Source organism: Gemmatimonadota bacterium, assembly GCA_026706345.1.
Taxonomy (GTDB): Bacteria; JAAXHH01; JAAXHH01; order JAAXHH01; family JAAXHH01; genus JAAXHH01.
The window spans coordinates 1-23426 of the sequence record JAPOYX010000168.1 but is presented as its reverse complement, the minus strand read 5'-3'; the positions used below and the strand labels follow the sequence as shown (position 1 = coordinate 23426).

The following is a 23426-nucleotide window of genomic DNA, read 5'->3' as shown; positions in this document are numbered from 1 at the left end:
CGCCCGTGGTTTTTGCCGCGGCGATGGCGTACGCGGCGAGCCGGGCGTGGCGGCTGCGACCGCTCATGACTGCCCTCCTTGCGGGCGCCCGGTTAGGGCGTCGTGGACGATCCCGGAGATGCGCCCGGCGGCTCTGCGGACATGGTCATCGGCGAAGTGGGCGTAGCGCTCGGTTGCGGCGGTGTCGGCATGACCGAGCACGCGGCTATTGGCGCACTGCTCCAGACCACGGAACCCGACACGTGGGCAAATCAGTTCCTCCACGTCGGCTATTCCCACGTAGGCGGAATGCGCTCTAACTGCCAGCTTCGAGCCAGGTACGGATGACCAACTCCTCTGTTTGCATACGGTGGGCGGTGTCGGCAGCAAGTAAGCTAGCGCGCTTTACGACATCTAGCTTTCCTACTTCCCGATAGATTTCGCTCACTGAAATATGATTTGCGTTAGTAACAAGAATTTGCGCGCCGCGATCGGAAGCCCTTGCAACAGCGTCTCGCAATCGAATCTGATCAGGCCAAGAGAAAATACTGTCATTGTACTTTGTGAACCCATCCAAGTTGTGTTTGACTGAATATGGAGGATCTACGAACACAAAGTCTCCCGGGCCCGCGGAATCAAGCGAAACTTCAAAATCCTGGCAGCAGATGTTGGCGCGTGACAATAGTTTGCTAATCCCTACAAAATCGTCGGTTGGCAGCACGACGTTAGTCTTTGAGCCAATAGGAACATTAAACTCGTTTCTTTTGTTCACTCGATAGAGCCCGTTCCAGCAGGTCCGGTTCAAGTAAATTAGCCACGCTGCTCGTTCGACTGAGTCATTTGGCTTAGAAGCGCGTACCTGATAGTAATAGTTCTTAGAGTGGCGGACATGGTGCTCTTGTAGCTGTTCGGCGACAGCGTGTGGAGTATCACGTATCGCCTGAAAGCAGTTGATCAGGTCGTGGTTTACATCCGAAAGGATAGCGTTCTTGGGCCTTAGCGCGAAATACATGGCTCCACTGCCTAGACAAGGCTCAAGATATCGCTCATAGTTATCCGGAACCATATTGCGGTAACGGAGGGTAAACCAACGCTTGCCGCCGGCCCACTTCAGAAACGGGACAGTCCGGTTGTCTTCACTAGGTTTCGCAATAGCATGATGACGTATCATGAGGGGCATAGACCCCAAATTCCGACACGTTCGTGGCTAGCTAGTACAGTAAGCTGGGGTGCCAGTCCGGTCGCAATTGAACTGAACGAATCGAGTGGTGGGCGGGACTTTTCTTCGATCTGAGCCACGGCATCAAGGCTCTCCTTGACGTCTGCCCACAAGTCGTAAGGCTCAGCCGGGGGAGTTCCCGGCGGCCAGATTCCACGGTTCTCTCCGAGACTCTGCCACCAAAACGCCAAATCTTTAGCATTTATGCTGGTTCTTTGAAGCAATCGGTGCGCCGAGCCGGTGGCGAGTCGGAGCAATAGAACAGCCCGCGAAACTACAGCCAATGCGTCAGTTTCGGGTGTACCAGGCAGATGGGAAGAGTATCGAAATACCAATGGATCGGCAGCCGAGACTTTTCTGCACAAGAAGTCCTTGATGCGCTTTTCTGCAGAGTGTGGGAGACCAAGCCTGGATACGGTCTTGCCAACCAATGCCACAAAGGCAGGATCACCGGTGGCATTTGGTTTTCCGGTAAGCCCACGAAAATAACGTTCAATGGAGAGGCGGAAGATATGGCGGTCAATTTGCTCGAAACTTGATGTTGAACTCGGTTCAAGCAGTGTCCACATGTCACGAACAAAGTTCAAACAAAGAGTGGGGTCAGCTTGCCAAGTAATTGGAACGCCATCGGGGCGGTAGCTAGATTCATTGCGAGCGTATCGATCCTTACTTGCCAGCCTGAGGTCCATTCCCCACTGCAGGAACCAGGCTCTCGCTTGAGGAGCCAATTTGCTCGCGCCGCCGTGCAATTGAAACCATTCGTCAAGATCGTACCCTTCTGGGCGTACCAATTCGGCGAAGATTTTGCCAGAACTTGGCAATTTGGCCCATTCCTCCAAGGCCAGCCAAACCATGCGATGGGTCCCCAGTCTTGTATGTAATTTGGCCGTAGAATTGGCTTGCGCCACGATGAAGTGCTGATGATCAAATATGCCAATGCCGAAGCCAGCCAGTAGAGACATTGCGGCCCGTAATTCGGCATAGTAGGCGAGGTGAAGCGCACGGTGTGTGTCACCAGTCAACAGGCAGCCTATGGCTCGACCGAGATAGCTCCAGCCGTCATTTGCATGAAGCGTAATGCTGGCAGCTATGTATTGAGCCAAGTTACGTCTGTGGGTTTTTGTCGCCGGCAGGGCTTTTTTTTAGTCGAGAAACTACATCATTCGAGTAGTGGTTAGTTTTTCCAATCCACGATGATTTGTGAAGAAAACGCTTTAGCCCAGCTGTCGTCGTTTCTACTCCAGATTGCTTCAGATTAACGATCGCAGTCTTATCTTGCTGCTTCAATTCTGTGCTCATGTTCTGCCCAGCAACCGTTTCGCCGTATCCGCTATGTCGCTCTCAGCATTGGCGAGGTGTTCCAGCAACTGGGTTCTGATCTCCTTGTATCCGCCGTTACCGCGGAATACCAGCTTAGCCCTTCGAAGCTCTTCGGTCAGGCTAGGAGTTGAGCTAGACCGCCAATCGAATGATACGAGTAGCGCGCAAAGCTGGGTGACAAAATCAGAGAATTCTTGCTTCTTCAATTCTTCAAGCGAGCTCTTCACGGCATCATCTAGATTCAAGCCCGATCGATCATCCGGTCTCCAACTGTACAGACCCAGTTCTTTTACACGCCGCCAACAAATGTCGTTCAATACGTGCAAGAATCCTCTGACGCCTTGGTCACTGGCAATTAGTGAATGAGGGCCGTAGAAGGCGGGATCGTCTTGAGTTTTAGGACCAGGGGTTTTTTTTGTTCCCGCTGCTTGTGGGAGTCTCCGTAAGTCTACTGCCCACTTGTGCTGACTGGTAGAGACCTCTTGCCAAAACTGGCTCCAAGCGAATATCAGAAATGCCGCTTGTTGCGCACGGCTCCAACCAAGAACCTCATTCTCTTGTTGGGATCGGCCACCAAACAGCCCACCGGTCAAGTTCGCGCGCTGCCTTTGCCAAGAACGAACAAACGTTGCCGACAACGATTTAATCCAAGCACTTTGAGTCACCCATTTGTTTGAGCGTTCCCCTAGCATATTGATTCTGTCGTACCAAGGGCTACTTGGGAATGACCACAATACCTCGGTTAACTCTTGGGCGCGCGTTTCCCGATAAACAATATGACGCTCTTCTCGTTCAAGCCAATCTTCACTTCTGAGAAGCGGATAGAGATCAAAGGCCAAACTGGGGTTAATTCGTTTCGGTTTAATGTTAATCGTCCAAAACAAATAAGCCTGCCAACTGATGTCAAGTCCGACAAACGCTACAACTGGAAGTTCAAAATTGCCCAGCTTAGTGGCACGGTCAAAAGCCCACAAACGATGCTGGCCATCTATGATTTCGAAAGGTGGTAACTGGCTCGGTGTCCAGCTTGGACTCCAGGTAGCATATGGAAGTCGAAGTTGAGTTGTTCCCTGATTGTCGACCACGGAAACTAGATCTGATGTGGCGACGTTGTTTCCGTAGCGTTCGTCATCCTCAGTCAAAATATTGAGCACTACTGCTGTTGGAAGCCAGCCGGGCTTTCGCAAATCGTTAAAGTCCTTAGTAGCGCGTTTTGTCTTGCTCAATGTCGACCAAGGAAACCCATACTCGACGAATCGGCTGATTTCCTCCGATCGTTCGGGATCGTGCTGTCGCTGAATTCCGAGATCTTCAGTCCTGGGCGCAGCATCCCTAGCCACCCGCCTCGCAATTCCCGAAAGACTTCTGAGTTCCCGGGCGGGAATCGAACACAAATAGAAGTGTTTTTCCGGTTTGGAACGACGTTCGGCAGGATTGAAATCGATGTTCTCCCAACCTGGCAACCACTGATTGACCTTTAACGCAGGGATGGTTCGATGTCGTTCTGTACTCATCTGACAGGCCTCGTTTGATTGGTCGAGTTCGAACTCATTGCCACGGAGGCTGTGGCCTTGCTCCCGATGTATGACAACCTCAAGTGCGGGAAATTTCGACCGGCGGACCGCAGGATCCGCTCGCAGGTCCAGAGGCACTAGCGAGCACAAACGGGGGTTACGGCTGAGCAAGCTGTGCTAGCCTAATGTACTGTAATCCGCTTACCACTGCTCCGCGCGCAATACTGCCCTATCGCACTGATCAGCGCACCCTCCAAACTATTGCTGTGTCGGAACCCGTGGCCGATCGCGTGCCGTGCCGACTTATCTGATTGTGACGCGTTGATATCGGGAAGGGGATGTCACGGCCGCTTATGCGGAGCCAGTCGCCGTCGCCCGGGAACAGGGGGGATCGCGCCAGCTCCTGGCGCATGCGGACTTCGGCCGCCGGATCCGGACCGGCGGTCTGTGCCAAGCGCAACTACCGAACCCGATTCCCGGGACAGGGATGCGGAAACCTGCGACATGGTAAGAAGCTGCCTGCGCATTGTGACGGAGGCAAACCGTTGAATAGGGTGAAGGCTGCGCGATTCCATGAACGACCTGTCGACGTTGAGCCTGCGGCGGCTCTTGGGATTGCATTCAGGGATCATGGAAGAGCTCCGGCGTCGCGGCGTTGCCCGGAACGAGAACAATCCAACGGGGAACGTCTCCGAGTTCCTGTTTTGCCGCGCCTACGATTTGCAGGTTGCGCCGAATTCGGAAAAAGGGTTCTCGGCGAGGGATCGTGGTGGCCGGCGCTATCAGATCAAAGGACGGCGCCTCCATCCCCGCAACAAGTCCCGACAACTGTCGGCGATACGGGGCCTCGACGGCTTCGATACCTTGGCGGCGGCTCTATAGGACAAGGATTACAGCGTGTTACGAGCGGCGTTGATTCCCCGCGCGGTCGTTCGGGAACGGTGCAGTTTTGTCCAGCACACGAACAGCTACAAGTTCATGCTGACCGACGACGTATGGGACGACGGGCGAGTGACGGACGCGACCAAAATACTACGCGCGGTCGAGTCCGGGAGCTGAGGCTGGCCGGTAGGGGATGACTCGGCTGATCGGGAAAATGGCATGAGCGAAGGAAGGTTCGTCGCTGAGGACTGGATCGATCGTCTGGCGCAGGCGCTCCCCGGACTGGCCGAAGCGCAGCAATCCTTCCTGGAAGACTATTGGCGGCACAATCCACGCGACCGTGTTGTGGTCAATGGGAAGGACGAGACACCTTTCCCGCTGGACGATCTGTGTCACGTCTACTTTCTCGCGCGCCACAGCAGCACCTTGGGCGGAGAGAAGTACTTCGCGCCGCTGCGTGCGGCGATGGACCCCGTTCGGAGCATACTTCGCTCCCATCCCACACTGGCGAGAGTGCTGGGGCTGATCATCGGCAATGACGAATTCTGGGTGCAGATCCTGGGCCGGGGCAGCCGCACGTCGCTGACGGACTTGATCGGTGGGTTGATGGCGCGTGCGGACGAATTGCCGAGGGATGGGCTTCGAAGCGCTGCGGGTGAGTTGCACGCCTTCCTCGAGGCAGCGTGGAGTGGAGAGGCATCCGGCGTTCCGGGCGGCTTGGACACCGGATATGACACGGTGTTGTTCCACGGTCTGGACGTGGAGGAAGAAATCGATATCGGGGGCGGGTTCACCATGCTTCCCTTCGAGCTGGCGCGGGCTTTCGTTGACGAGAGAGTCCTGGTGGACATGGCGCCGGATACGGCCAGGTACAGGGACTGGCGGCTGGTTGGGGCGGTGGCGAGGCCCTTCCGCTGGCAACCGCAATTCAGGCACCGGGACGATCCCAGAGAGCCGGATCACGACCCCCCCGAGCCGTTTGAGCGGGATGTCCTGGAGTTCCTGGAACTGCTGGCCGTGTCACACAGGGTGCCGATCGTGTGCCTTGCCGGGGTCCGGGAGTGTGTAAGCCGGTCCGCCTGCCTCTTGCTCGGACAGGCGCACAATCATGGAAGCCTGCAACGCGGCCGCCCCGTCCATCAGTTCGATCCCTTTGCGTCGCCGCCACGGCTGGAGGCGCAGGCACTCGACGAGGCGAAGAAGGCCCTCGAGAGCAGGGGGGTCGGTCAGTACGGAAAGCTGGCACCGGTCGTCGCACGGCTTGCCGAGGCGCTTGCCAGGGACGGTCGATTTGCGGCTCAGGACCGGATCCTGGATGTGGCGATCGCGCTGGAGCAGATGTACGAGCTGGGCGGCGGGGAAATATCCCACAAGATGCGAACGAGGGCGTCCTGGCTCCTGGGTACGGATGCCGAGAGCAGACTGCGGGTCATGACATCCGTGGCGGACTTCTATGGCGTCCGGTCCGAGATCGTTCACAACCGGAAGCAAAGGGCACCGGCCGAGAGGTACCGCGCGGCGTTCGACACAGGTTTCGACATTGCGGCGAGGACTCTGTTCAAGCTACTGGGGGACGGCCCGCCGGACGATTGGGAAGAATTGGTGATCACAGGCGACCGGCGCGGCAGTGCCGGCCCGAAGAGCTAACTTGTCATGCCCGAACTGGTCGCCGGCGGTCCGACAATTCCGGTGCGGCTCTTGAACGAGCTGGACAGCGGCAAGGTTGTTTTCTTCTGCGGAGCGGGGGTCTCGATGGGACCCGGCTCCGACCTGCCGAGTTTCGCAGGTCTGGTGAAGCATGTGTACGCCGCGAACCACATGGAACCTGACGCACTCGAAAACGGTGCGCTGGAGAATGAAGCTCTGGACAAGGCGCTTGGGCTTCTGGAGCGGGACGAGCGGTTGGGAACCTACGCGCTGCGCGGTACCGTCATCGAGCGGCTATCGGCGCCGCCGAGTGCTGAATTGAGCGTGCACGAGGCATTGATCGATCTGTCGCGGAACGAACAGGGCGTTCGACTTATCACGACCAATTTCGACGACCGCTTCGTTGAAGCAGGTCTCGAGAGAGAGTTGGTGGACTCTGCGCCTAGGCTTCCGCTGCCAAAGCCCCACAGCTGGTCGAGCCTCGTTCATCTGCATGGCCGTATCGGGCCGAATGAGGACGGCGTGAACCTGGTGCTCACGGCGGCCGATTTCGGTCGAGCCTACCTGACGGAGAGGTGGGCGGCGAGGTTCGTGACCGAGCTGTTTCGCGAGTTCACCGTCGTCTTTGTGGGGTACAGCGTGAGCGATCCCGTCATGAGCTACTTGGTGGATGCCCTGGCTGCTGAACGGGCAATGGGCGCGCGCTTCGCGTCGGCATACGCATTCGCGAACTGGGACGGCTCGGACGCGAGCAAAATGAAGGCGAGTGATGGTTGGCGCGCGAAGAACGTGGAGCCCATTCTGTATGACCAGCGGGACGGTCACCATCTCCTGACGGAGACGCTGATCGAATGGGCGCGGCTTCGAAACGACCCGTTTCACGTTCGTTCGCGGATCGCGATCAGGGAGATGGCCAGGATGCCCGCGGGGCCGGAAGATCCGGCCGTGGAAAGGGTTGTCTGGGCGCTGCAGGACCCGGTGGCGGCGAAGGCGCTTGCTGACGAGCCGCCCATTGTCGACGAAGGGGAATATGAGAAGTTCGGAATGTGGCTAGACATGTTCTCCGAAAAGGGGCTTCTGCGTTGTGGCGCGGATGACATCGAGGCGAAGGGGTCGGATCGCAGCGACGCAGCGGTGCATTTGGTTGACAACGGTTGGCGGCTATGGAGCCCCGGTAACCTGGACTCGACGCGGGCTTGGCTTTCGGTCTGGCTGGCCCGTCAGCTTCATGTGCCCCAGCTGTTGGGCTGGGTGCTGAGAAACGGCGGGCAACTTCATCCCCACCTTCGGCAGCAGGTCGAAAGAGGGCTCGCGGCCGAAGATTCGGAGATCCCTGCGAGGCTTCGGCTCCTCTGGACGGCGCTTCTCGACATCAGGCCGGTAAACCCCTGGACGGGGCTGTGGATGTCCCGTCGCCATAGGGCGGCGGCCACGGACGGCGAACGCCGACGGATCGAGGAGGAGGCCGTCGAAAGTATTGCCCCGCGTCTCATCGTTCGTTCGGGCCCCTCTTCGGGTTTAGCGTTCCGGCAGCATCTTGAAGAGAACTCGCGTCCGTTATCGTCCATCGAGACGTGTGGCCACCTCAAGCTGGTGTCGGGCGACGACGATGGCAGGCGCAAAGTCAGGGAGATCTTGCAAGACGCTGACGTGTCGTCGCGTCACGCGGAGACCTTGACCGGGTATCTGGAGCGGGCGGTCGAGCTCGGTGAGGAAGACGACAGGGTCTATCCGAATTCAATCCTGTATCGGCCATCGATTGCGGTGCACGAACAGAATCGCGATCACGACAGCTGGACCCACCTGATCGACCTTGCGCGCGACAGTTACGTCGAGCTGTCTCTCAGGGAGCCGAAACGCGCGGCTACCCTGCTTGTCCGGTGGATCGAGTCCCGGCACCCGCTGTTCAGGCGGCTCACGCTTCACGCACTGACCGAGAATCCGAAATCGGACATTCAACTTGCTCGGGACCTGCTTCTGAAGGGCCGGAAGCCGGGTCTATGGGAGATGGAGCTGCACCGGGAAGTGACGCGTTTCCTCCGGTTGGCCGGGAAGCGGTTGCCCAGGAGTCTGCGGACGGACATCGTCCGCGCCATTCATGACGGCCCAAAATCAAACAAGGGCTTGGGGCCGTTTGGCAGTCGGGAGCAGCTTCGATACCAGCAGGCCTTGCGCCTGCACAAGCTGAGTATGTCCGGTGCGAGGCTGGACAAGAAGTCGACGGCGCTCGCGGATGAAGCGGCACGGGCAGCGGAGGGCGGCGAGGAGGAGCGGGACGAGTTCCTTTCGTGGCATGGCGAAGGACGGTGGGTCGGCGATGACGAGTTCGCCCCGAGGGAACTTGTGGAGGGATCGGTGGCGGATGTGGTTGCCGCCCTAAAGGAAGAGAAGGTCGGCCAGGACGGATTGCGGGGGCTGGTCGTTCTGCGACCGGTAAAGGTGACCTCTGCGCTACGGCGCCTCGCGAGAAAGGGCAAATGGCCCCCAATCTCGTGGCAGGGTTTTCTATGGCATGTGGCCGGGCCGCAGGATGCGCGCAAACTGCCGTCGAGATTGCGGGGCCTTGTGGCTCGGATTCTTGTCGAGGCCCCCGACCGACTGTTCGGCGCGGTTGGGTCGGCGGCCGGAGAGTTCGTGTACCGGCTGGCCGAAGATTGCGGAACCGAACGGGAGGAAGAATTCGGGGCGCTATGGATGAGGGCTTGGATTGGCAAGCCCGAGATCGAGCCAGAGGCCGTGGACCTCGAAGAACCGGTGACGGATGCCTTGAATCATGCTGCCGGTAGGCTGGCGGAAGCTGCATTGACCCGACTGAGGAAGTACGAACTGCCAACCGGCGGGGGGATTCCCGGGCAAGTGCGGCCGTACTTCGATGCAATCGGCAGGGATCCGGGCGGCGAACTCGGCCGCGTGATGTTGGCGATGCGGTTGCACTTCTTGTTTTCTATCGACCCAGACTGGACCAAGGAGCACATGATTGCGCGGCTCCCTCCTGGGCGGTCGCTGGAGGCGGGCAAACTCTGGTCCGCTTACGGGTGGTCGCCAAGTGTCGGTCCAGACCTGCTGAGAGCGTTCAAGGGAGCGTTTCTCAAGTTCTTGCGAAACGGGCGGCCCGGAGGCCGAAAAGTCGGCAACCTGAGGAGCCTGTTTGTGACAGTGTGTCTAGAAGCACCCGAAGAACTGACCGAAGAAGAAATCCACAGTGTGGTGGAACCGATGCCGGAAGATGGCCTCAAGACGGTGCTTGTAAGTCTGAAGCGGTACCTTGCCGGCGAGTCCGCGGAACGCGCGCAAATTTGGCACGAGAAGGTGCGACCGTGGCTTCGCATCTACTGGCCCCGCGCAGCAGTTCGGAATACGTCGGCAACGTCTAAGGCAATTCTGGATCTGTTGGTGGAGTGCGGCGACGCGTTTCCGGAGGCGGCCGAGTGGTCGCTGGAATACTTGCGGCCGTTCGAAGGCCGGGGGCTTTATCGGCTCGGCGAGAACGGACATGCCGCGCAGCATCCGAATTGGATGCTTCGGGTGCTTGACCAGGTGGTGGACGAGGACGTCTTGCAAGGCTACGAGAAGCACACCCTTCAGGAGATACTCGATGCGCTGGTCGGCGCAAATGCCGAGATGAGCCGGGATCCAAGATTTCAGCGGTTGTACGGAATTGCCACTCAATGAAGGAAGCGCATGGCTCCTTCGCTCGCGAATCCGGGAGTCGCTTGCCACTGGCAATTGATCTCCGACGGACTAGCCGAAAGGCCCTGACGGGTTGTCTCTGCCCGAATGAAGCCCGCCGAGCTTGACATCGAAGGCGTCGTTCATGGCATTCCTGTCGAACGCGAGAGGGGAGTCGACCTCGGCAGGGTCGTGCACTTGTGCGCATGGCGAGGAATGTTGATCTCGATGTCGCGGTTATGTTCAGTCCGGCTCAGGAGCGGGCCGGGTTGGCGCGAGACGTCAGGGACATTTTCCGGAGTTCCGGCCGCTGACTGAAGGTGGTTTCAGCGTTTCCCAACCGCGCGAATGTCACGTCATCCTGCAGCATCGACCGGACATGCTGGTACCGGATGGACCGGGACTTCTACGAAACGTGTCTCGCTCCGAGGGACTAACATCCGTGATGCTGCACCTACAGATCACCTGATCGCCGCGTGCAACGGACAGCCGGCCCGCAAGCGGTCGGGAAGTTTGATCGATACGGGATACCGGTCCGTCACGCGGAGGGCGGGCGACGGGAACGCTGGTGCAGCTCAAGCCTTCAGCGGGGCACCGGGAGAGCGGGGGGACAAATTGACGCATCTTCCAAGCTCAGTGGAGTCACGGCAGATCTGGCTGAGCTCGCGCAAGGCATCTGTCAGCCGGTCATCGAGCGGCATGGAGGCGTCCGCCGACCCGAAGTCGTCGCCACTTGGCGACCCGGTTTGCTGTCCAAGTGATTCCCAATAGATTCTCAAGCGACAACTTCTATGGTTTTTCCGCTGCACTGATCTTCCACAGTATCTTTTGTGAAACAGTCACTTGTGGTGGCGCGCCCGGAAGGATTCGAACCCTCAGCCTCCTGATCCGTAGGCGGGGGGGCGGAGGGCCCCGTTGTCCCCGTCAGCGGCTCGCCTGCTCGCATCCCTTCCTCGCGAGGGCGACAATCCGTGGGTGATCGTCGGACGCAAGAGGGGAGCGCATCTTTCCGATCTGGAGTACCCGTGGCGGCGAATCCGCGCCCGTACGGGACTTCACGACGTCCGCGTCCATGACCCTCGTCACTCCTTTGCGTCCCGGGCGCTGGCACTGGGAGAAGGGCTTCCGATGGCCGGCAAACTGTTGGGCCATTCGCAGGTACAAACGACCGCAAGGTATGCGCACCTTGCCCGCGACAGCCTGAGGGTTGCTGCTTCCCGTGTCGGTGACAGTATTGAAATTGATCTCGGTTTCACCCAGCCCATAAGCTAGCCCGCAGGCATTCGGCTCAGCTGTCAGTCCGTGGTTCTGGCCTTTGCACGAGCCCTTGCCGTGAGAAGTCGGCACGTGCGCCGGGCGCGCCCTTGATGCGTGGCGATCACGTGTCCAGCGTATCGCGTTCTTCGATTAGTTCTTGCAAGATGCGGACTCCAGCAGGCCCCCGCACGGGAGACAGGGGATGAACAGACGCTTGACGGCCATCGTCGATCGCGAGGGCGATGGCTATGTGGCGCTGTGCCGTGAGGTGGATGTCGCGAGCCGGGGTGAACGCGTCACGGAGGCGCGCGATCATCTCGCCGATGCGCTGGCGCTGTACTTCGACACCGCGCCCGCCGAGGACATCGAGCATCGTCGGTATAGAACGCCTCAATCCCCTCAAGGCTTAGTGTCGCATTGAGTAAAGTCAGGGCACCTCTTCGCTAAGGGGAGTTCTTTGTGCAATAGCACATATCCATGGGGACTTGCATGACCGTGTGGAAGCCGTCGCTCGGTAAGGTGGTTTCGTCAGTCGGTTGGACCAGGATTGCTTGCAGCACTCTGACCACTCACAATTTCCGCGCGGTGTCGTCTTTCACGTACTGTTCCGTACCGCATTCTTCGAAGGGCTCCGACAGGTAGTAGCTGCTGCGATGTCCGAAGTACTTGCCGAAATAACCGCGGATCAGGTCTGCGATGTCTTGCACGGTTCGTCTCGTACACTAACACCCAAACTCAGTGGCCGGTGTCCTCGGCGTTCCGCTGGGGCTTGCTGTTAGAGGGCAATCCACGTTTGTCACTTAGTTTTCCGATTCGCTTCGCAACAGCCACGTCGATTAGTGACCTAGCGATCCCGCCAAACACAGGCATAGCACCGAGCACCGCGAGCCACATCACATGAGTGTCGTTCATGAGGTCGAACACCGTGCTTTCTGCTGATGCTCGTGAGTACATTCGCGTTTGAACATTCGCGTTCTTAAGGTAGACATCAAGTGTGTCGTCGGGATTATCGAGCGATACAAGCTCGATCGACACCCTGTCCCCTGGGTTTAGAAGCGCGACTACTAGGTCCAATGCGTTTCCATCTCTCTTGACCTCACCAATGTCGCCGAACCCGACGGGAGGTTCTGTCTTGTAGGAGTAGTCAACGATTCTCGAGCCCTCGGCTAGTCGGATATTGATGGGCTGAGTACGAACCGCTTCAGTACCTGTGTTGACGACATCCAAAGACACCAAGTACACGGCGTCGGCAGGGGATCCAGCAAAGGTGACCCGAAGCTCATCACGAATGCGGTCTGAGAATGTAAGGAGCGACGCAACATCCGTGACCACGCAGTCCACGCGTCGAATTCTGTGCGTCTGACGCCATACGTAAATGGCCGCCAGTGCGCTCAGGAGGGCACCAGCGAGCCCTCCTACCACGGCGGCGATCGTTGGATTCTCATACCACGCCATGACCTACTACCTGCTTCTCTCCAACGTTACCGATAAACCGTGCCGACCGTCGGCGAACCCTTGGCAATCATCATGAATTTAGAGGCTTAAGGGGCAGTCTAGCTTACGAATTCTCTCGGCAAAACCGTGGGATTTGGAGACGTTCTGCGTTCCAAACGCCCTGCTCATGGGCCGGAGCCATAGCAGGTTACCGAACAGATCCTCGCATTGGTTTTCATCTCGTGATTCCTTTGTCAGGTAAACCGAAGGAGGGTCAGAAGCGTGGTGCAATACGTTTGAACGGCAGGCAGTTCAATTATGTGGACCTTAACGAGTGGGTCCCGCCCGGCAATCCGTCGCAGGCGGCGCTTGAACACGCTTACCACATCGTTGAAGCGTTGAGCGCGGAGCGGCCAGATTGCGGGACGTCTATCTCCGCGATGCCAAGTACGCGAGGGCCTCGTAGGGCGCCAAGTGTCAGAGTTGTTTGGTGCGACGGTCCTTGTCTTTGTAGACGCCAGATCCGTAAAGCTCAATCGCGTTTCGGACAACTCGATAGTCGACCAGATGGCGGCGACCGTCGAGTCGCGCCAGGAGTTCATTCTCCATCTTCGCCCTGCCGACTGCAGTTGCCTGTCCGTGGCCATCCTCATAGATGCAACGAAGGAGGTCCCGCGCCAATGTCAACGCCGGGTCGATTTCGCCTGCTACAGGAGCAGGAGATCTTACTGTGCCGCTTATGGCTGCAACGAATGCTTGCCCTGCCGCGTCGGGATTGTCGCTTGGTCTCAAGAGCGCCGCATAGGCATTCGGAGTTACGTGCCGCGCAAGCGCGGCCACAATTACTGCCATCGTGTATCTCTCAATGCCTTCGCGTGCTACGCACAGCATAGCCCGTATCTCGCTTACGATCTTCTCGATCTCCCGAAGATTGAGATGTTTCGCTCGTCCAAGGACGACGACCAGCATGTCTGTAACGGTAACTCCCTCCAGTGCGACGTCTTCATGAATGTCACCCGGGAGTACTGCTTCAAGACTCATGTAATCGACGACTCCTCGAACAAAATTTTCTCGTGAAGCGTCGGGAAACCGCAGCCACACATCACCAAATCGTTCCAAGTATCCTTCCGCGTCGAAAGACTCTCCATAAACGCCCTTCATACTGTATATCAACTGTTCGCGATTTATCGCGATCAAGTACGCTATATGGTCGATCTCAAAGACGTGTTTGATCGTCTCAAGGAACCTTACAGCATAGTCAGGCCGACACCGGTCCAACTCGTCAACTATTACTACGATCCTGGACGGAACTCCCGGCTTCCGATAGCGGTAAAGACGTTCTGCTTCATGGGCGAGCTTCCACCTTAGGTTCTGGAGATTGTTCTCGTGTCCGCCCGTGCAATTCGCCATTTTCCCAAGTAATGCCAGCATGTTCAGTGCGGCAATCGCAGGCTCTACGTTCTTGACCCAAGAATACCGAAGGATCGTTTCACCCAAATTCGAAATTCCAGGATATCGAGCGATCTCTATTGGTATGCCTTTGATGCGGAGCCACATGCGCCTGAAGCGGTTGCGCGGGAGATGGCCAGCCGTCTGCGCCGCTAGCCCCTGTTGCAAGTTCCCAGCAATATGTTCGATTGGCTCGCCAAACGCGTCGTTCTCCCACGCATTGATTTCGACGGCGATCATCGCTTCCCGAATTTCGTCACTGCGGCGCGCCTGCTTGGCCAACATCTTCAAGAATGTCGACTTCCCGGTTCCCCATGCACCGTCCAAGATGACCACTCCGCTATTGCTCCCATAGGAGAGAAGACGGCATACTGCAGCTCCGAATTCCCGTCGCTCCAGTCGGTCATTCTGGAATGGATCCTCCGTGGGAACGTCGATCATTCTTGGGCGCAGCTGCGCAAAACCCAGAGACGCTGCCGCCTTTAGGCTGCCCTTGAGTCCCCCGAGACCACTTTCCAAACCGACATGGCCGATTTTCTTGGCCAGCAACACCCTAAGCCGCTCAATATATGAGCGCATTGTTCCTCCTGCTTCCTCATCGAACGCAGGCGGGGCGGAGGAATCCCGGTTAGACACGCTGCATTCGACAGTGATTTAGCGCAAGAGCGCTAGAGCGAACGACGGGAAAGCCCAGTAGGCGTGGCCGGTGCTGAGCAGAGCCTGGGTATACGGTCACGGGACTTGGGACCGGTGTCGGGGCACACGTTCGGCTTTCAGACCGCTGTTGCGAATCCCGAACATGCCGATCATCAGGTATAGCCGCCTAGATCGTATCAACATAGGCCAGAAATCATGGCGCCTGGTGACCTTGTCGCCACGCTGGCCAGCTCGGCCGACCCAGGTGCACGACGTTCTGATGAGCGGCACATGGCACTGGAAGTTTGGACTGCCAAGTAGGGGGCTCTTCCTGGAATGGATGGCTGGAGTCCCGGTCGGGAGGATTCACGATACAGGTGCAACCTTTCCGCGATGGACCGGCTAGCCGAAGGTGGCGAACTGGTGCACCATCGGTCGCACGTACCGCGTGTTGTTAGGCCTCATCGCATGACCTCTCGGAACGGGGGCGGGTCAACCGGCTGCCGCGCACGCGGAAGCGTGCGGGCGAACTGTTGGCTCCGGAGAGGTTATCGGATCGCCTCGACCGGCTGACCACGGAGTTGCTAGCCTAGGATTTCCGAGACCGAGGATCATGGCAACCCACGTGGGCTGGCATGCCCTCCATTCTGGTGCTTAGTATCGTACCGGGGCTGCGGTCCGTTACCTCGCACGTTCATGCCTCGCGCTGAGTTTACCCCGTCGCTGTGTCCTCCTGATGGTCGTCTTCGGTCCTTGGACATCCCGACGGGCGTGTCTCGGGTGTTGCGGCTGCGCCCCGACGCCTGTCGACCGGGCCCGCGGGCTTCGTTCCCTTCGCCTGTCGCCGTTGTCCTGTCCTCTGGCGCCCCCTCACGCAGCTTCTTGAACAGTGACCAGCGGGCGAGGTCGAAGCCCGAAACGAACGCGGCGCCGGTCGCGAACGGCGACCCTTGTACGGACCGACCGTAAACAATCGCTGAACGCGCGTCGTAGAAAGCTCTCGCGTTCCTGCCGATTCGACTCCGGCTCTCCTGGCCAGTTGCCAGAAATCCTGAAACTCTGTCCTCCAATGCCTGCGTGACGCCCCACCTCGGCAAGTCGTACGAGACCTCCAGAGCGATCGAGACGTCCATAACCTGGTCGTGAAGTGCAAACCGCCCGTCTCTGTTGAGCGCCTACAGCTCGCGAACGCCGCATGAGAGCACGAGAATCGCGGAGGGCACCTGATGCTTGACAACGGGCAGGGGAGTCCCCCCCCCGTCAATCATCTAACGGCTGAGCGCCCGCCGCCCAGGCGCCATTCCTCATGTAATCAGGGGCACACACGATAATCCGCCGCGGGCAAGGCCACGCGAGGGGCTGGCGCAGCTAGCCCTCGTTCAGTCGGACCCGGTCGTTCCACACGGGCCCGGCCTTCGTCTCCACCATCAGCCCCGGCTGGCTCCGGTGGTTCCGCACGCGGTCGTCGGCCAACTACATTGCGTAGCTGTTCGTGCAGCCCGGAGACAGGACCCGGCAGCCGGCAATCGGAGACCAGGTGGCTCGGTCTTCCGATCGACTCGGTCATACCTCCGGTCTGCGCTGCGCTTTCACGTAGCTCTCGAGCACGCGGTTGATTCGCGTCTGGAGACCCGGCGCGGAGCCCGAAAATGGTCGAGCACCGAACGCTTGACCCCGAGTGTGATCCGCTCCGTCCTGTCGGGCCGGACCAGCTCGGCCTTGCCACCCGCCGGCTCCACGAGTTCTCTCCTTGGGTTCATTGCGACGTGTCCACGTCAAGAGTGAAGGGACAGCTCCGTAGTGTCGCCCGCCCGGCGGCCTTCGTAGGTTCTTCAGCGCCCATATTGAGTGGGAATAATCGTGGGATGAAATTAAAGACTGATATCACATAGCTTAAGAAACAGATATATATTATGTCTTTCCGCTTCCTCCCCTGGGCACCACCATCTTGTCCTAGCCGGTCCGCCTACGTCCTGGAAAGACCCTGCGAACAAGGGGATTTCCAAGTCTGATGGTCTTTCCAGTTCCGCCCAATTCTGCTGATTTCCCCGACTTGGTGTGGGGAAAACGTGGAGAAAGCCACGGGCAAGCTGTCGGCGTGGGGACACAACCCGGCGAACCCGTGCATCACGATGTGTACGCGGAGCCAACCGGGACTGGTTACCTTCTTTGACTTTGAGACTTGGTTCGGAACCGCGGCGCATCCGACGGCGCTGTTGGCGGCGCATGTGGTCGAACAGGACAGGATTTGCAGGAGGTGTTGCAGACGGGACAGGAACTTGGCTCAGACATGAGTTCGATCTCTGGGAGATCGATTCGCTGCAAGCTCGATGTCGCGGATTTCGTCCATGAGGTTGTCGAATACTGGCGCATCGCCGCCGACGAAGCCGGCGCGGCACATATCGTCGTAGTCGGAGCGGAGCACGGCAAGCTGGTCCGCGTCGGGAATGAGCCGAAATCGGCCGTTGAGGCACCGGTCGAAATGGGCATAGCTGCGTGTGAAGAAGACCGTCTGGTGGCGGACGACGTCCTCCAGAAGGTTGCGGTTGGTGAGCGCCGCCCGGCCGAAGTCGTGCCTGGCGAGGCAGGCTAGGTCGAACCAGTGGCGGGAAAGGCGCTCAGGGCCGATGGCGAGTCGGCGCCGGTGGCACTCTACATGGATGAGCACGGCTTTCTCCCAGAAAGTGCGGGCCGGCGAGAGCGCCGTCACGTTGGCGGCCGGATAGTCGAGGCCGTCGGTGTATTCAGCCAGTATGGGGAGGATGTCATGCTGCTCGTTGGGGTCGATGACGTTGCGGCCGCCGAACTCCAGCAGAACCTCCGTGGCCAGGTAGTCGATGGGATTCTCGACGGCGGACGGGAAGGCGAACCAAAGGCGCTCGCCGTCTTCGCCGACGCGGACGGCGTGCCGGCCCGACGTCGGCAGTTTCGCGGCCTCTGCTTCGAGAGCGGGGCCGACGACGTCGCGGATGTAGTCCTTGACGCGAGCCTTGAGCCGGTCGCTGAGGCGCCGTATCTGCGATTTGCTCACTCCCGGCGCGAAGGGATCGACGTCGTCGGCGAACGCCCGGTAGTCGAGAGTGATGTCGACATCTTCCGAGAACCGGTCGATGATCCCAAAGACCTTGGAGAGCGAAGTACCGCCCTTGAATGCCATCGGATGACGATCCGGAATGGAGAAGAGGACCTGCAGCACCCAGCAGATCCAGATGTCCTTCTCCAGGATGACGGCGGGGCGCCCAGCGTGGTCTGCAACGGTTTCCAGGATGTCCCGCTGCTCGGTCGAGGAAAGCGACAGGAAGGCGTCAGCCACGGGTGTCCTCCACCATGGAACCGAGCATGTTCGTCATCCATGCCGGCAGGTTGGCGGAACGGAGCTTGCCGAACTCTTCCGGACCGATTGCGGATTCGATCTGTGCAACCGTTTCCGGCGTCGTGTTCTCGCTGCCGAGATACCAGAGGGCGGCAATCGCAAGGCCCGCAGGCTCTCCCGCGAACTGGAGTCGACGGCGGTTCGAGGTGTGAATCAATCTGACGGTGGTGTTGCCAATGCGGAGCGACCGGCTCGACGCACTGGTATGGAAGACCGGGGTTATCGGCGCTTGGGTGCTGAGACCGAAACGCCGAGCGGCTTCCGCGCCGTGCACTTGGACGGTTTCGCCATTGTGCTTGGCTATTGTCCGCACGATCTCAGTGACGCCGGGAAGAACGACACCCACGAAGCGGTTCGTCCTGGGACGGACGAAGACGCCGCGCGACAGGCGTTCGATCTCACCCTCTTGGACGATGCGCGACAACGCCCGGTCGACGGCAGCGCGTGAGCCATGAGCGGCGAAGCGCGAGGTCGTGAACGGTCGTCCTCTCGACAGCCTGCGGATGTGGATGCGGATGGTTTCCGTGGTCGACATGGCCGGGCTTTTCTTTGTCCGTAAATATATGGGTTTTGCGGACACATTTTCAATAGCCGCGCTACCAATATGGGTGCCGGGGAGATGCGGCCTCATTGCCAGGCGCCGGTGTCATGATCGTCCGCCCGCGGTCGTCTGGACCCGGACGAAGAAAGGAAATCGCCGTTTTCCACCTTGCAGCCGGCAAACGCGCGTGGGGAGAACGTGAGAAAGAACTTGCAGTTTCTCAAGTTAATCATACGAAACAATAACTAAGATCTACGATTGGATTCCTCCCCTGGGCACGACCACCTGTTCCCGAGCATTCCTTTGGAGTCAGTTAGGGAACGGTGTGAGTTGGAGGCTGATGCTCACCGGCCGCTTGTGCCTCCTGCAGCCTTCTCTTGTACTCCCAGTCAATCCTTGGGATTAGGCGTGGGAAGACACGGTGCGAGAGGTCATGGTCGCGCGAGTGAAATCCTTGAGCGCACCCGGCAGGTCTGGCGGTCGAGCCCACCGGGCGGAATACGGGACCCTTGCTTGGCGCTCTCCACCGCGGCCTGAATCGAAATCTGTTCATTCAGTTGGCGTCAATGTGCGCCGCGTCGCGAAGCCGCCAGCCAGCCTCGGGCCATGGTCGGAGCTCGCCCAGAAGGTGCCAGCGACAGCACTCGGACCACCGTCCGGTCCGGCGTTCCCGTACAGTTCCGCCTTCCATCCGGCGTCTCCACTGGTTTCTCCGAAGACGGCCGAAGGCCCTTGGTTCTCGACGTAAACTGAATTGTCGATACCGAGAGCCCGGAAGCGGGTGGAATAGTCAAGGCTCCTTCGCCCAAAATCCACAGACCATTCACCCAGACTGTTGCCACTCTTATCGATGAAGCCGTTGACCGTTCCGGTGATCGAGCCAATCTCATGGGCAGAACCGAGGTCGGCAACTAGAGAGGCATCTGCGACAAAGTTCCCGTGAGAGGACCCGTGCGTATAGAGCCCCGACGCCCGGCCTTCGAAGTGGACCGTCCCTGTCAGCCCGGTGGCGTCCGACAGGGTTTCCTGATGATGACGGGCGGTTCCGTATCCGAAGACTTCCACTTCTGCAGGTGGTGTGTCCGTCTCGTTGGACCAGTAGCCGAACACCAGGAAGTCCTCGTCCCGGATCTGATCGCCGGGTTCAATATCGGTGTACGCGACCAGCGTCAGGGTGCCGGAGCTTCGCACCCTCCGGGCGACCACCCCCTGGAAGCCCGGGAGTTGCGGCCGGTCCACAACCGTGAAACCGGGGTGGACAAATTCCACGACACCTCCCCGGTGCCGGAACAGTGCACCGGAAAACCGCGCTTCGGCTTCGGTGCGGGCAATCTCGTCATCGGCGGCGGGAAGGTCAAAAGCAGCGCTCGGCATGGAAGTGCTGCCGCATCCGGCGAGGAGAGCGGCTGCGACTATGACTGCGACTACGACTGCAAGGGGTGAGTTGTACAAATGCTTGCTTCCTTCTCTGCAAATCAGCTCAATTGGGTCGATCCGGATCGGCACGCCAGCGCCCGCGGTTCAATGTCGAACGTCGCGGGACAGCCTGAGCGTCAAATGATGATGCTCACCGCACCGTGCCAAGAGAGGTCTTCCAGGTCCAGCACCACGCGGCGGTACGCGATTCTGAAGTCTCCGCCGTCCCTTCTCAGGATGTACTCGATGGCGCCGACGTAAGGTGCGCCCTCGCCACTGCGAAACCTGTAGACGAGGACATTTGCGCGGACCCACAGGTGTCCCTCGTCGGTTTCTTCTACACGCACGTTGGAGACAAACCGGCGGGTGCGGGACCGTGGGCGCTCGCGATGGGAATGACGGCTGTTCAACCGCGTCACCCGAGCGCGCAAACGAACGATGTCGTCGTCGATGAACACCAGGTCGCGCCCGGGGTCTCCCTCCGGTAGATCCGTGGAAGGAACGACGTACCGGGCGTCCTCCGTAAACAAACCGATCCACTCCTCCAACTTCCAGTCGTCCAGAAGTGCTGCTTCCTTGAACAGGAATTCCTCCACCATTCCCGGCAACGCGCACCTCTCGTGGGCCGTCATCGTTCACCGGTCCGGCGGCGCCCACGGCCATCGGCTTCCGACGAAGCCGCTGCGGCCTGCGATTCTGCCGGCTCTCCGTCCTGCACGTTGGCCGTATCCAGGCCCTGCATGTTCGCGTGCCACTGCCGCCAGAAGCCCCGGATCTGCAGTTCATCGGCCGTGCCCGGGCAGGGTTTCAGCATGCCCCTCGAGATGTCGGACCATTCGGTTTCGGTGGCCCGGAAACCGGCCTGGCAGGATTCCAACGCCTCGACGTCATCCGGCGTGGCAAAGCCGCCCGGTCCGAGGAAGGTCAGGTAGCTGTCCAGGCGGGCGGCCAGCGCCGCACCCGCTTCCTCCCGGGGCACGAGGTGCCAGGCCGTGACCGCCATGTTGTCCGGCGCCAAGGGTTCGATGTACCTGATGCTGATCGCCACGAAGTCCATGATCAGCAGGTTCGGATAGACGAGCAGGTTTCGGGAGAGGTCGGCCATCCGGTAGGCGCGCTCCTCCCCGAATTTCCGGACCAGCCGTGCACGCACGTCCGCGATGCGCTCCCTGGCCTCCTCACCGAAGATCGGGTGCCAACGAGCGATGGGGCGACCGTTTCTGGAGATGTTCTCGGACACGCAGTGGCCGTTGCCCAGCGCCCGCCCTCGGCCGGGCGGTCGGGCAGCCAGTGTGCCGCCGCTGTCGTCTGTCCCGAGACCGGTCAGGTAGTCGACGTAGGTACGATGCGTCGGAACCAGGTGGTAGCCGTCAAGGCTGTTCTCGGCCAGCAGCTTCCAGTTGGCCTTGATGGCGTACTTGTTGGAGCCGGGCACCACCCGCATCCCGTCCTCGGCCTGGTCGACGACCAGGTCGAGGTAGTCCCTGGCGCCCGCCAGGTAGCTGACGAGGTCCTCGCCGTGCGCGTCGAAACTCACGAAGTAGAAACCCCGGTAGCTGTCCACTCTGGGCGGCGGCTTCAGGCCGAGTTCGCTTCGATCGAAGCCGGGGCCGTAGGCGTCCTGCCCGGGAACGCCGATCAGCTCGCCGCGGGTGTTGAACGTCCAAGCGTGATAGAAGCACCGAAGAATCTCGGCATTCCCGGCGTCGCTGCGGCAGATCTGCGCCCCCCGGTGCGGGCACGAATTCAGGAACACCCGGATCTGCCCGTCGCTGCTGCGGACAAAGAACAGCGGCCGGCCAGCCACTGTGCGGCGGCGATAGTCTCCGGGCTTCTCGACTTCCGATTCGTGTCCCAGGTAGATCCAGCAGTGGTGGAAGATCCGTTCCCGTTCCCGCCGGAACAGGTCATCGGACGTCATGCACGATCGATGGACCTTGAAGATCCCGTGCTTCCGGTCGTCGACAATCAGGTCCTGGATGTCCATGGCTTCGCCCGTATCCTCCGGACCTTGATGCAAGGATATGATACTCGGGCGCCGTCGCGGCCGGCTCCGGAAGCCGCGCCATTTCTCCTCAACGTTTCACCGCCCCGTGCGGCGCCGAACTCCAACGTAGCGCCGCCGCCTGTGCCGAGCCCGTGTCAAAGGATTGACAAAATCAGGATGATAGAGTATGAATCAAGGCCTCGTTTTGGGCGTTCAGCGTACGGATGGAGAGGTGACCCATGGAAGACCTGAAGGTGCGGAAGCTCCGACAGAAACTGGGGATTTCCGCGGAAGACCAGAAGGCTGCGGCAGGCAGGGCAGTCAGTCCGAACCTGCAGAAGAAGATCTCAGGCTACGCTCGCGCGGGGGGCAACTTCGTGTCGGCGCCGTCCATGAGTGGTGCCGCGGTAGCGGATGATCGACGCAGAACGGGCGGGAACTTCGTGTCCGCGCCGGCCATGACCGGTGCCACGGTGGCGGACGATCGGCTCAGGACGGGCGGGAACTTCGTGTCCGCGCCGTCCATGACCGGTACGGCAGCCACCTGACATCACCTGCATCCAGGGTCGATTGCCTGACCCTGCAGCCGGAAGGGCTTGAGGAAACCGCCGGATCTCCGACGGGACTTGATCGCGTGTATGCCGGGCGGGTTGGAGATGGCCCGGCGGTATCGGCACAAATGCGTGTCCTGCGCGGGGCAGGAACGGTGGAGGCCGGGCCAGGTGGGCACGCCGAACATCGCCGTTCACCCATAGGGAGGCGGCTCCTAATCCCGGGCCGGGGATTGCCAAGGGTCATGGGGCCTGCAAGTTCCCCGGGGACGATTCGCCAGTCCAGCAGACGCCTCGGGCCCCGCCAGGTCGACCTGGCAACCGCTTTCATTCCGCTCCCGGGATACGTCAGCATCTACCGCGAACGAGGCGCGGCATGATTCCCGGTAGATGGCGTCAACCTCGTGTGCGTTCGATGCCAGCCTCGCTGGCGCGTCGCGCGGCAAGTGATGCAAACACGCGACGGCCGCGCCCACGATCTCGATCCACCACCGCCAGCCCTGCAAGACAATGAAGCTGTCCGTCGCTACTGATGAAAGGACGGTGAACTTC

Annotated in this window: 20 protein-coding genes; 8 read left to right on the top strand and 12 right to left on the bottom strand. The window is 59.8% G+C overall.

Translation table 11 applies throughout. The features are described 5' to 3' along the window. Window positions 1-102: 102 nt before the first annotated feature. Window positions 103-327, top strand: a complete 225-nt coding sequence (locus tag OXG98_11115; GenBank protein MCY3772553.1) for a hypothetical protein — start codon at window positions 103-105, stop codon at window positions 325-327. Here OXG98_11115 and OXG98_11110 read toward each other — a convergent pair. The 3 genes from OXG98_11110 to OXG98_11100 all read right to left on the bottom strand — a co-directional run bounded on the left by OXG98_11110 (window position 296) and on the right by OXG98_11100 (window position 4032). After that, entirely contained in the window at window positions 296-1159 is an 864-nt protein-coding gene (locus tag OXG98_11110) for a Dam family site-specific DNA-(adenine-N6)-methyltransferase (GenBank protein ID MCY3772552.1), read from the bottom strand. The genes OXG98_11115 and OXG98_11110 overlap by 32 nt on opposite strands. Beyond that, window positions 1147-2301: a hypothetical protein gene (locus tag OXG98_11105; GenBank protein MCY3772551.1), complete on the bottom strand. Its 1155-nt coding sequence runs from the start codon at window positions 2299-2301 to the stop codon at window positions 1147-1149. The genes OXG98_11110 and OXG98_11105 overlap by 13 nt, the downstream gene beginning before the upstream one ends. A 192-nt stretch (window positions 2302-2493) precedes the next feature. Continuing rightward, on the bottom strand, window positions 2494-4032 hold the full coding sequence (locus OXG98_11100) for a DGQHR domain-containing protein (GenBank protein ID MCY3772550.1): 1539 nt from the start codon (window positions 4030-4032) through the stop codon (window positions 2494-2496). Window positions 4033-4605: 573 nt separating this feature from the next. Between OXG98_11100 and OXG98_11095 the strand changes: the two genes are divergently transcribed. The 6 genes from OXG98_11095 (at window position 4606) to OXG98_11070 (ending at window position 11908) form a co-directional block, all read left to right on the top strand. Beyond that, the gene (locus tag OXG98_11095; GenBank protein ID MCY3772549.1) at window positions 4606-4914 is read left to right on the top strand and encodes a hypothetical protein; all 309 of its coding nucleotides are present in this window, start codon (window positions 4606-4608) and stop codon (window positions 4912-4914) included. A 15-nt stretch (window positions 4915-4929) separates the two neighbouring features. Further along, the gene (locus tag OXG98_11090; GenBank protein MCY3772548.1) at window positions 4930-5091 is read left to right on the top strand and encodes a hypothetical protein; all 162 of its coding nucleotides are present in this window, start codon (window positions 4930-4932) and stop codon (window positions 5089-5091) included. A 42-nt stretch (window positions 5092-5133) separates the two neighbouring features. After that, complete coding sequence (locus OXG98_11085; GenBank protein ID MCY3772547.1) at window positions 5134-6561, top strand: HEPN domain-containing protein; 1428 nt, start codon at window positions 5134-5136, stop codon at window positions 6559-6561. A gap of 6 nt (window positions 6562-6567) precedes the next feature. Continuing rightward, complete coding sequence (locus OXG98_11080) at window positions 6568-10233, top strand: SIR2 family protein (GenBank protein MCY3772546.1); 3666 nt, start codon at window positions 6568-6570, stop codon at window positions 10231-10233. A gap of 912 nt (window positions 10234-11145) precedes the next feature. Beyond that, window positions 11146-11502 carry a tyrosine-type recombinase/integrase gene (locus OXG98_11075; protein MCY3772545.1) on the top strand — a complete coding sequence of 119 codons (357 nt, stop codon included), beginning with the start codon at window positions 11146-11148 and terminating at the stop codon, window positions 11500-11502. A 187-nt stretch (window positions 11503-11689) separates the two neighbouring features. Next, on the top strand, window positions 11690-11908 hold the full coding sequence (locus tag OXG98_11070; protein MCY3772544.1) for a type II toxin-antitoxin system HicB family antitoxin: 219 nt from the start codon (window positions 11690-11692) through the stop codon (window positions 11906-11908). Window positions 11909-12056: 148 nt separating this feature from the next. On the opposite strand, the gene OXG98_11065 is transcribed toward OXG98_11070, so the two are convergent. The 8 genes from OXG98_11065 to OXG98_11030 form a co-directional block, all read right to left on the bottom strand. Then, window positions 12057-12194: a hypothetical protein gene (locus tag OXG98_11065; GenBank protein MCY3772543.1), complete on the bottom strand. Its 138-nt coding sequence runs from the start codon at window positions 12192-12194 to the stop codon at window positions 12057-12059. A 28-nt stretch (window positions 12195-12222) separates the two neighbouring features. Then, window positions 12223-12942 (bottom strand): hypothetical protein, encoded by a 720-nt coding sequence (locus OXG98_11060; GenBank protein MCY3772542.1) that lies wholly within the window; start codon window positions 12940-12942, stop codon window positions 12223-12225. A 456-nt stretch (window positions 12943-13398) separates the two neighbouring features. Further along, window positions 13399-14949 carry a P-loop NTPase fold protein gene (locus OXG98_11055; GenBank protein ID MCY3772541.1) on the bottom strand — a complete coding sequence of 517 codons (1551 nt, stop codon included), beginning with the start codon at window positions 14947-14949 and terminating at the stop codon, window positions 13399-13401. Between the two features lie 2341 nt (window positions 14950-17290). Further along, entirely contained in the window at window positions 17291-18319 is a 1029-nt protein-coding gene (locus OXG98_11050) for a nucleotidyl transferase AbiEii/AbiGii toxin family protein (protein MCY3772540.1), read from the bottom strand. Next, window positions 18312-18914: a DUF6088 family protein gene (locus OXG98_11045; protein ID MCY3772539.1), complete on the bottom strand. Its 603-nt coding sequence runs from the start codon at window positions 18912-18914 to the stop codon at window positions 18312-18314. Before OXG98_11045 ends, OXG98_11050 begins: the two co-directional genes overlap by 8 nt. A 555-nt stretch (window positions 18915-19469) precedes the next feature. Then, window positions 19470-20426, bottom strand: a complete 957-nt coding sequence (locus OXG98_11040; GenBank protein ID MCY3772538.1) for a hypothetical protein — start codon at window positions 20424-20426, stop codon at window positions 19470-19472. 47 nt (window positions 20427-20473) lie between these two features. Then, window positions 20474-20968: an aromatic-ring-hydroxylating dioxygenase subunit beta gene (locus OXG98_11035; GenBank protein MCY3772537.1), complete on the bottom strand. Its 495-nt coding sequence runs from the start codon at window positions 20966-20968 to the stop codon at window positions 20474-20476. Continuing rightward, window positions 20965-22323 (bottom strand): aromatic ring-hydroxylating dioxygenase subunit alpha, encoded by a 1359-nt coding sequence (locus OXG98_11030; GenBank protein MCY3772536.1) that lies wholly within the window; start codon window positions 22321-22323, stop codon window positions 20965-20967. The genes OXG98_11035 and OXG98_11030 overlap by 4 nt, the downstream gene beginning before the upstream one ends. 239 nt (window positions 22324-22562) lie before the next feature. On the opposite strand from OXG98_11030, the gene OXG98_11025 reads away from it, so the two are divergent. Next, the gene (locus OXG98_11025; GenBank protein MCY3772535.1) at window positions 22563-22871 is read left to right on the top strand and encodes a hypothetical protein; all 309 of its coding nucleotides are present in this window, start codon (window positions 22563-22565) and stop codon (window positions 22869-22871) included. A 218-nt stretch (window positions 22872-23089) separates the two neighbouring features. Here OXG98_11025 and OXG98_11020 read toward each other — a convergent pair. After that, a partial coding sequence (locus OXG98_11020) for a hypothetical protein (GenBank protein MCY3772534.1) occupies window positions 23090-23426 on the bottom strand: 337 nt, incomplete at its 5' end.

Excerpts from the sequence above, each read along its gene's own strand:
- OXG98_11030 (MCY3772536.1), bottom strand. The coding sequence starts at position 22,323 with ATGGACATCCAGGACCTGATTGTCGACGACCGGAAGCACGGGATCTTC.
- OXG98_11035 (MCY3772537.1), bottom strand. The coding sequence starts at position 20,968 with ATGACGGCCCACGAGAGGTGCGCGTTGCCGGGAATGGTGGAGGAATTC.
- OXG98_11100 (MCY3772550.1), bottom strand. The coding sequence starts at position 4,032 with ATGAGTACAGAACGACATCGAACCATCCCTGCGTTAAAGGTCAATCAG.
- OXG98_11080 (MCY3772546.1), top strand. The coding sequence starts at position 6,568 with ATGCCCGAACTGGTCGCCGGCGGTCCGACAATTCCGGTGCGGCTCTTG.
- OXG98_11060 (MCY3772542.1), bottom strand. The coding sequence starts at position 12,942 with ATGGCGTGGTATGAGAATCCAACGATCGCCGCCGTGGTAGGAGGGCTC.
- OXG98_11055 (MCY3772541.1), bottom strand. The coding sequence starts at position 14,949 with ATGCGCTCATATATTGAGCGGCTTAGGGTGTTGCTGGCCAAGAAAATC.
- OXG98_11085 (MCY3772547.1), top strand. The coding sequence starts at position 5,134 with ATGAGCGAAGGAAGGTTCGTCGCTGAGGACTGGATCGATCGTCTGGCG.
- OXG98_11025 (MCY3772535.1), top strand. The coding sequence starts at position 22,563 with ATGGAAGACCTGAAGGTGCGGAAGCTCCGACAGAAACTGGGGATTTCC.
- OXG98_11095 (MCY3772549.1), top strand. The coding sequence starts at position 4,606 with ATGAACGACCTGTCGACGTTGAGCCTGCGGCGGCTCTTGGGATTGCAT.
- OXG98_11070 (MCY3772544.1), top strand. The coding sequence starts at position 11,690 with ATGAACAGACGCTTGACGGCCATCGTCGATCGCGAGGGCGATGGCTAT.
- OXG98_11110 (MCY3772552.1), bottom strand. The coding sequence starts at position 1,159 with ATGCCCCTCATGATACGTCATCATGCTATTGCGAAACCTAGTGAAGAC.
- OXG98_11045 (MCY3772539.1), bottom strand. The coding sequence starts at position 18,914 with ATGTCGACCACGGAAACCATCCGCATCCACATCCGCAGGCTGTCGAGA.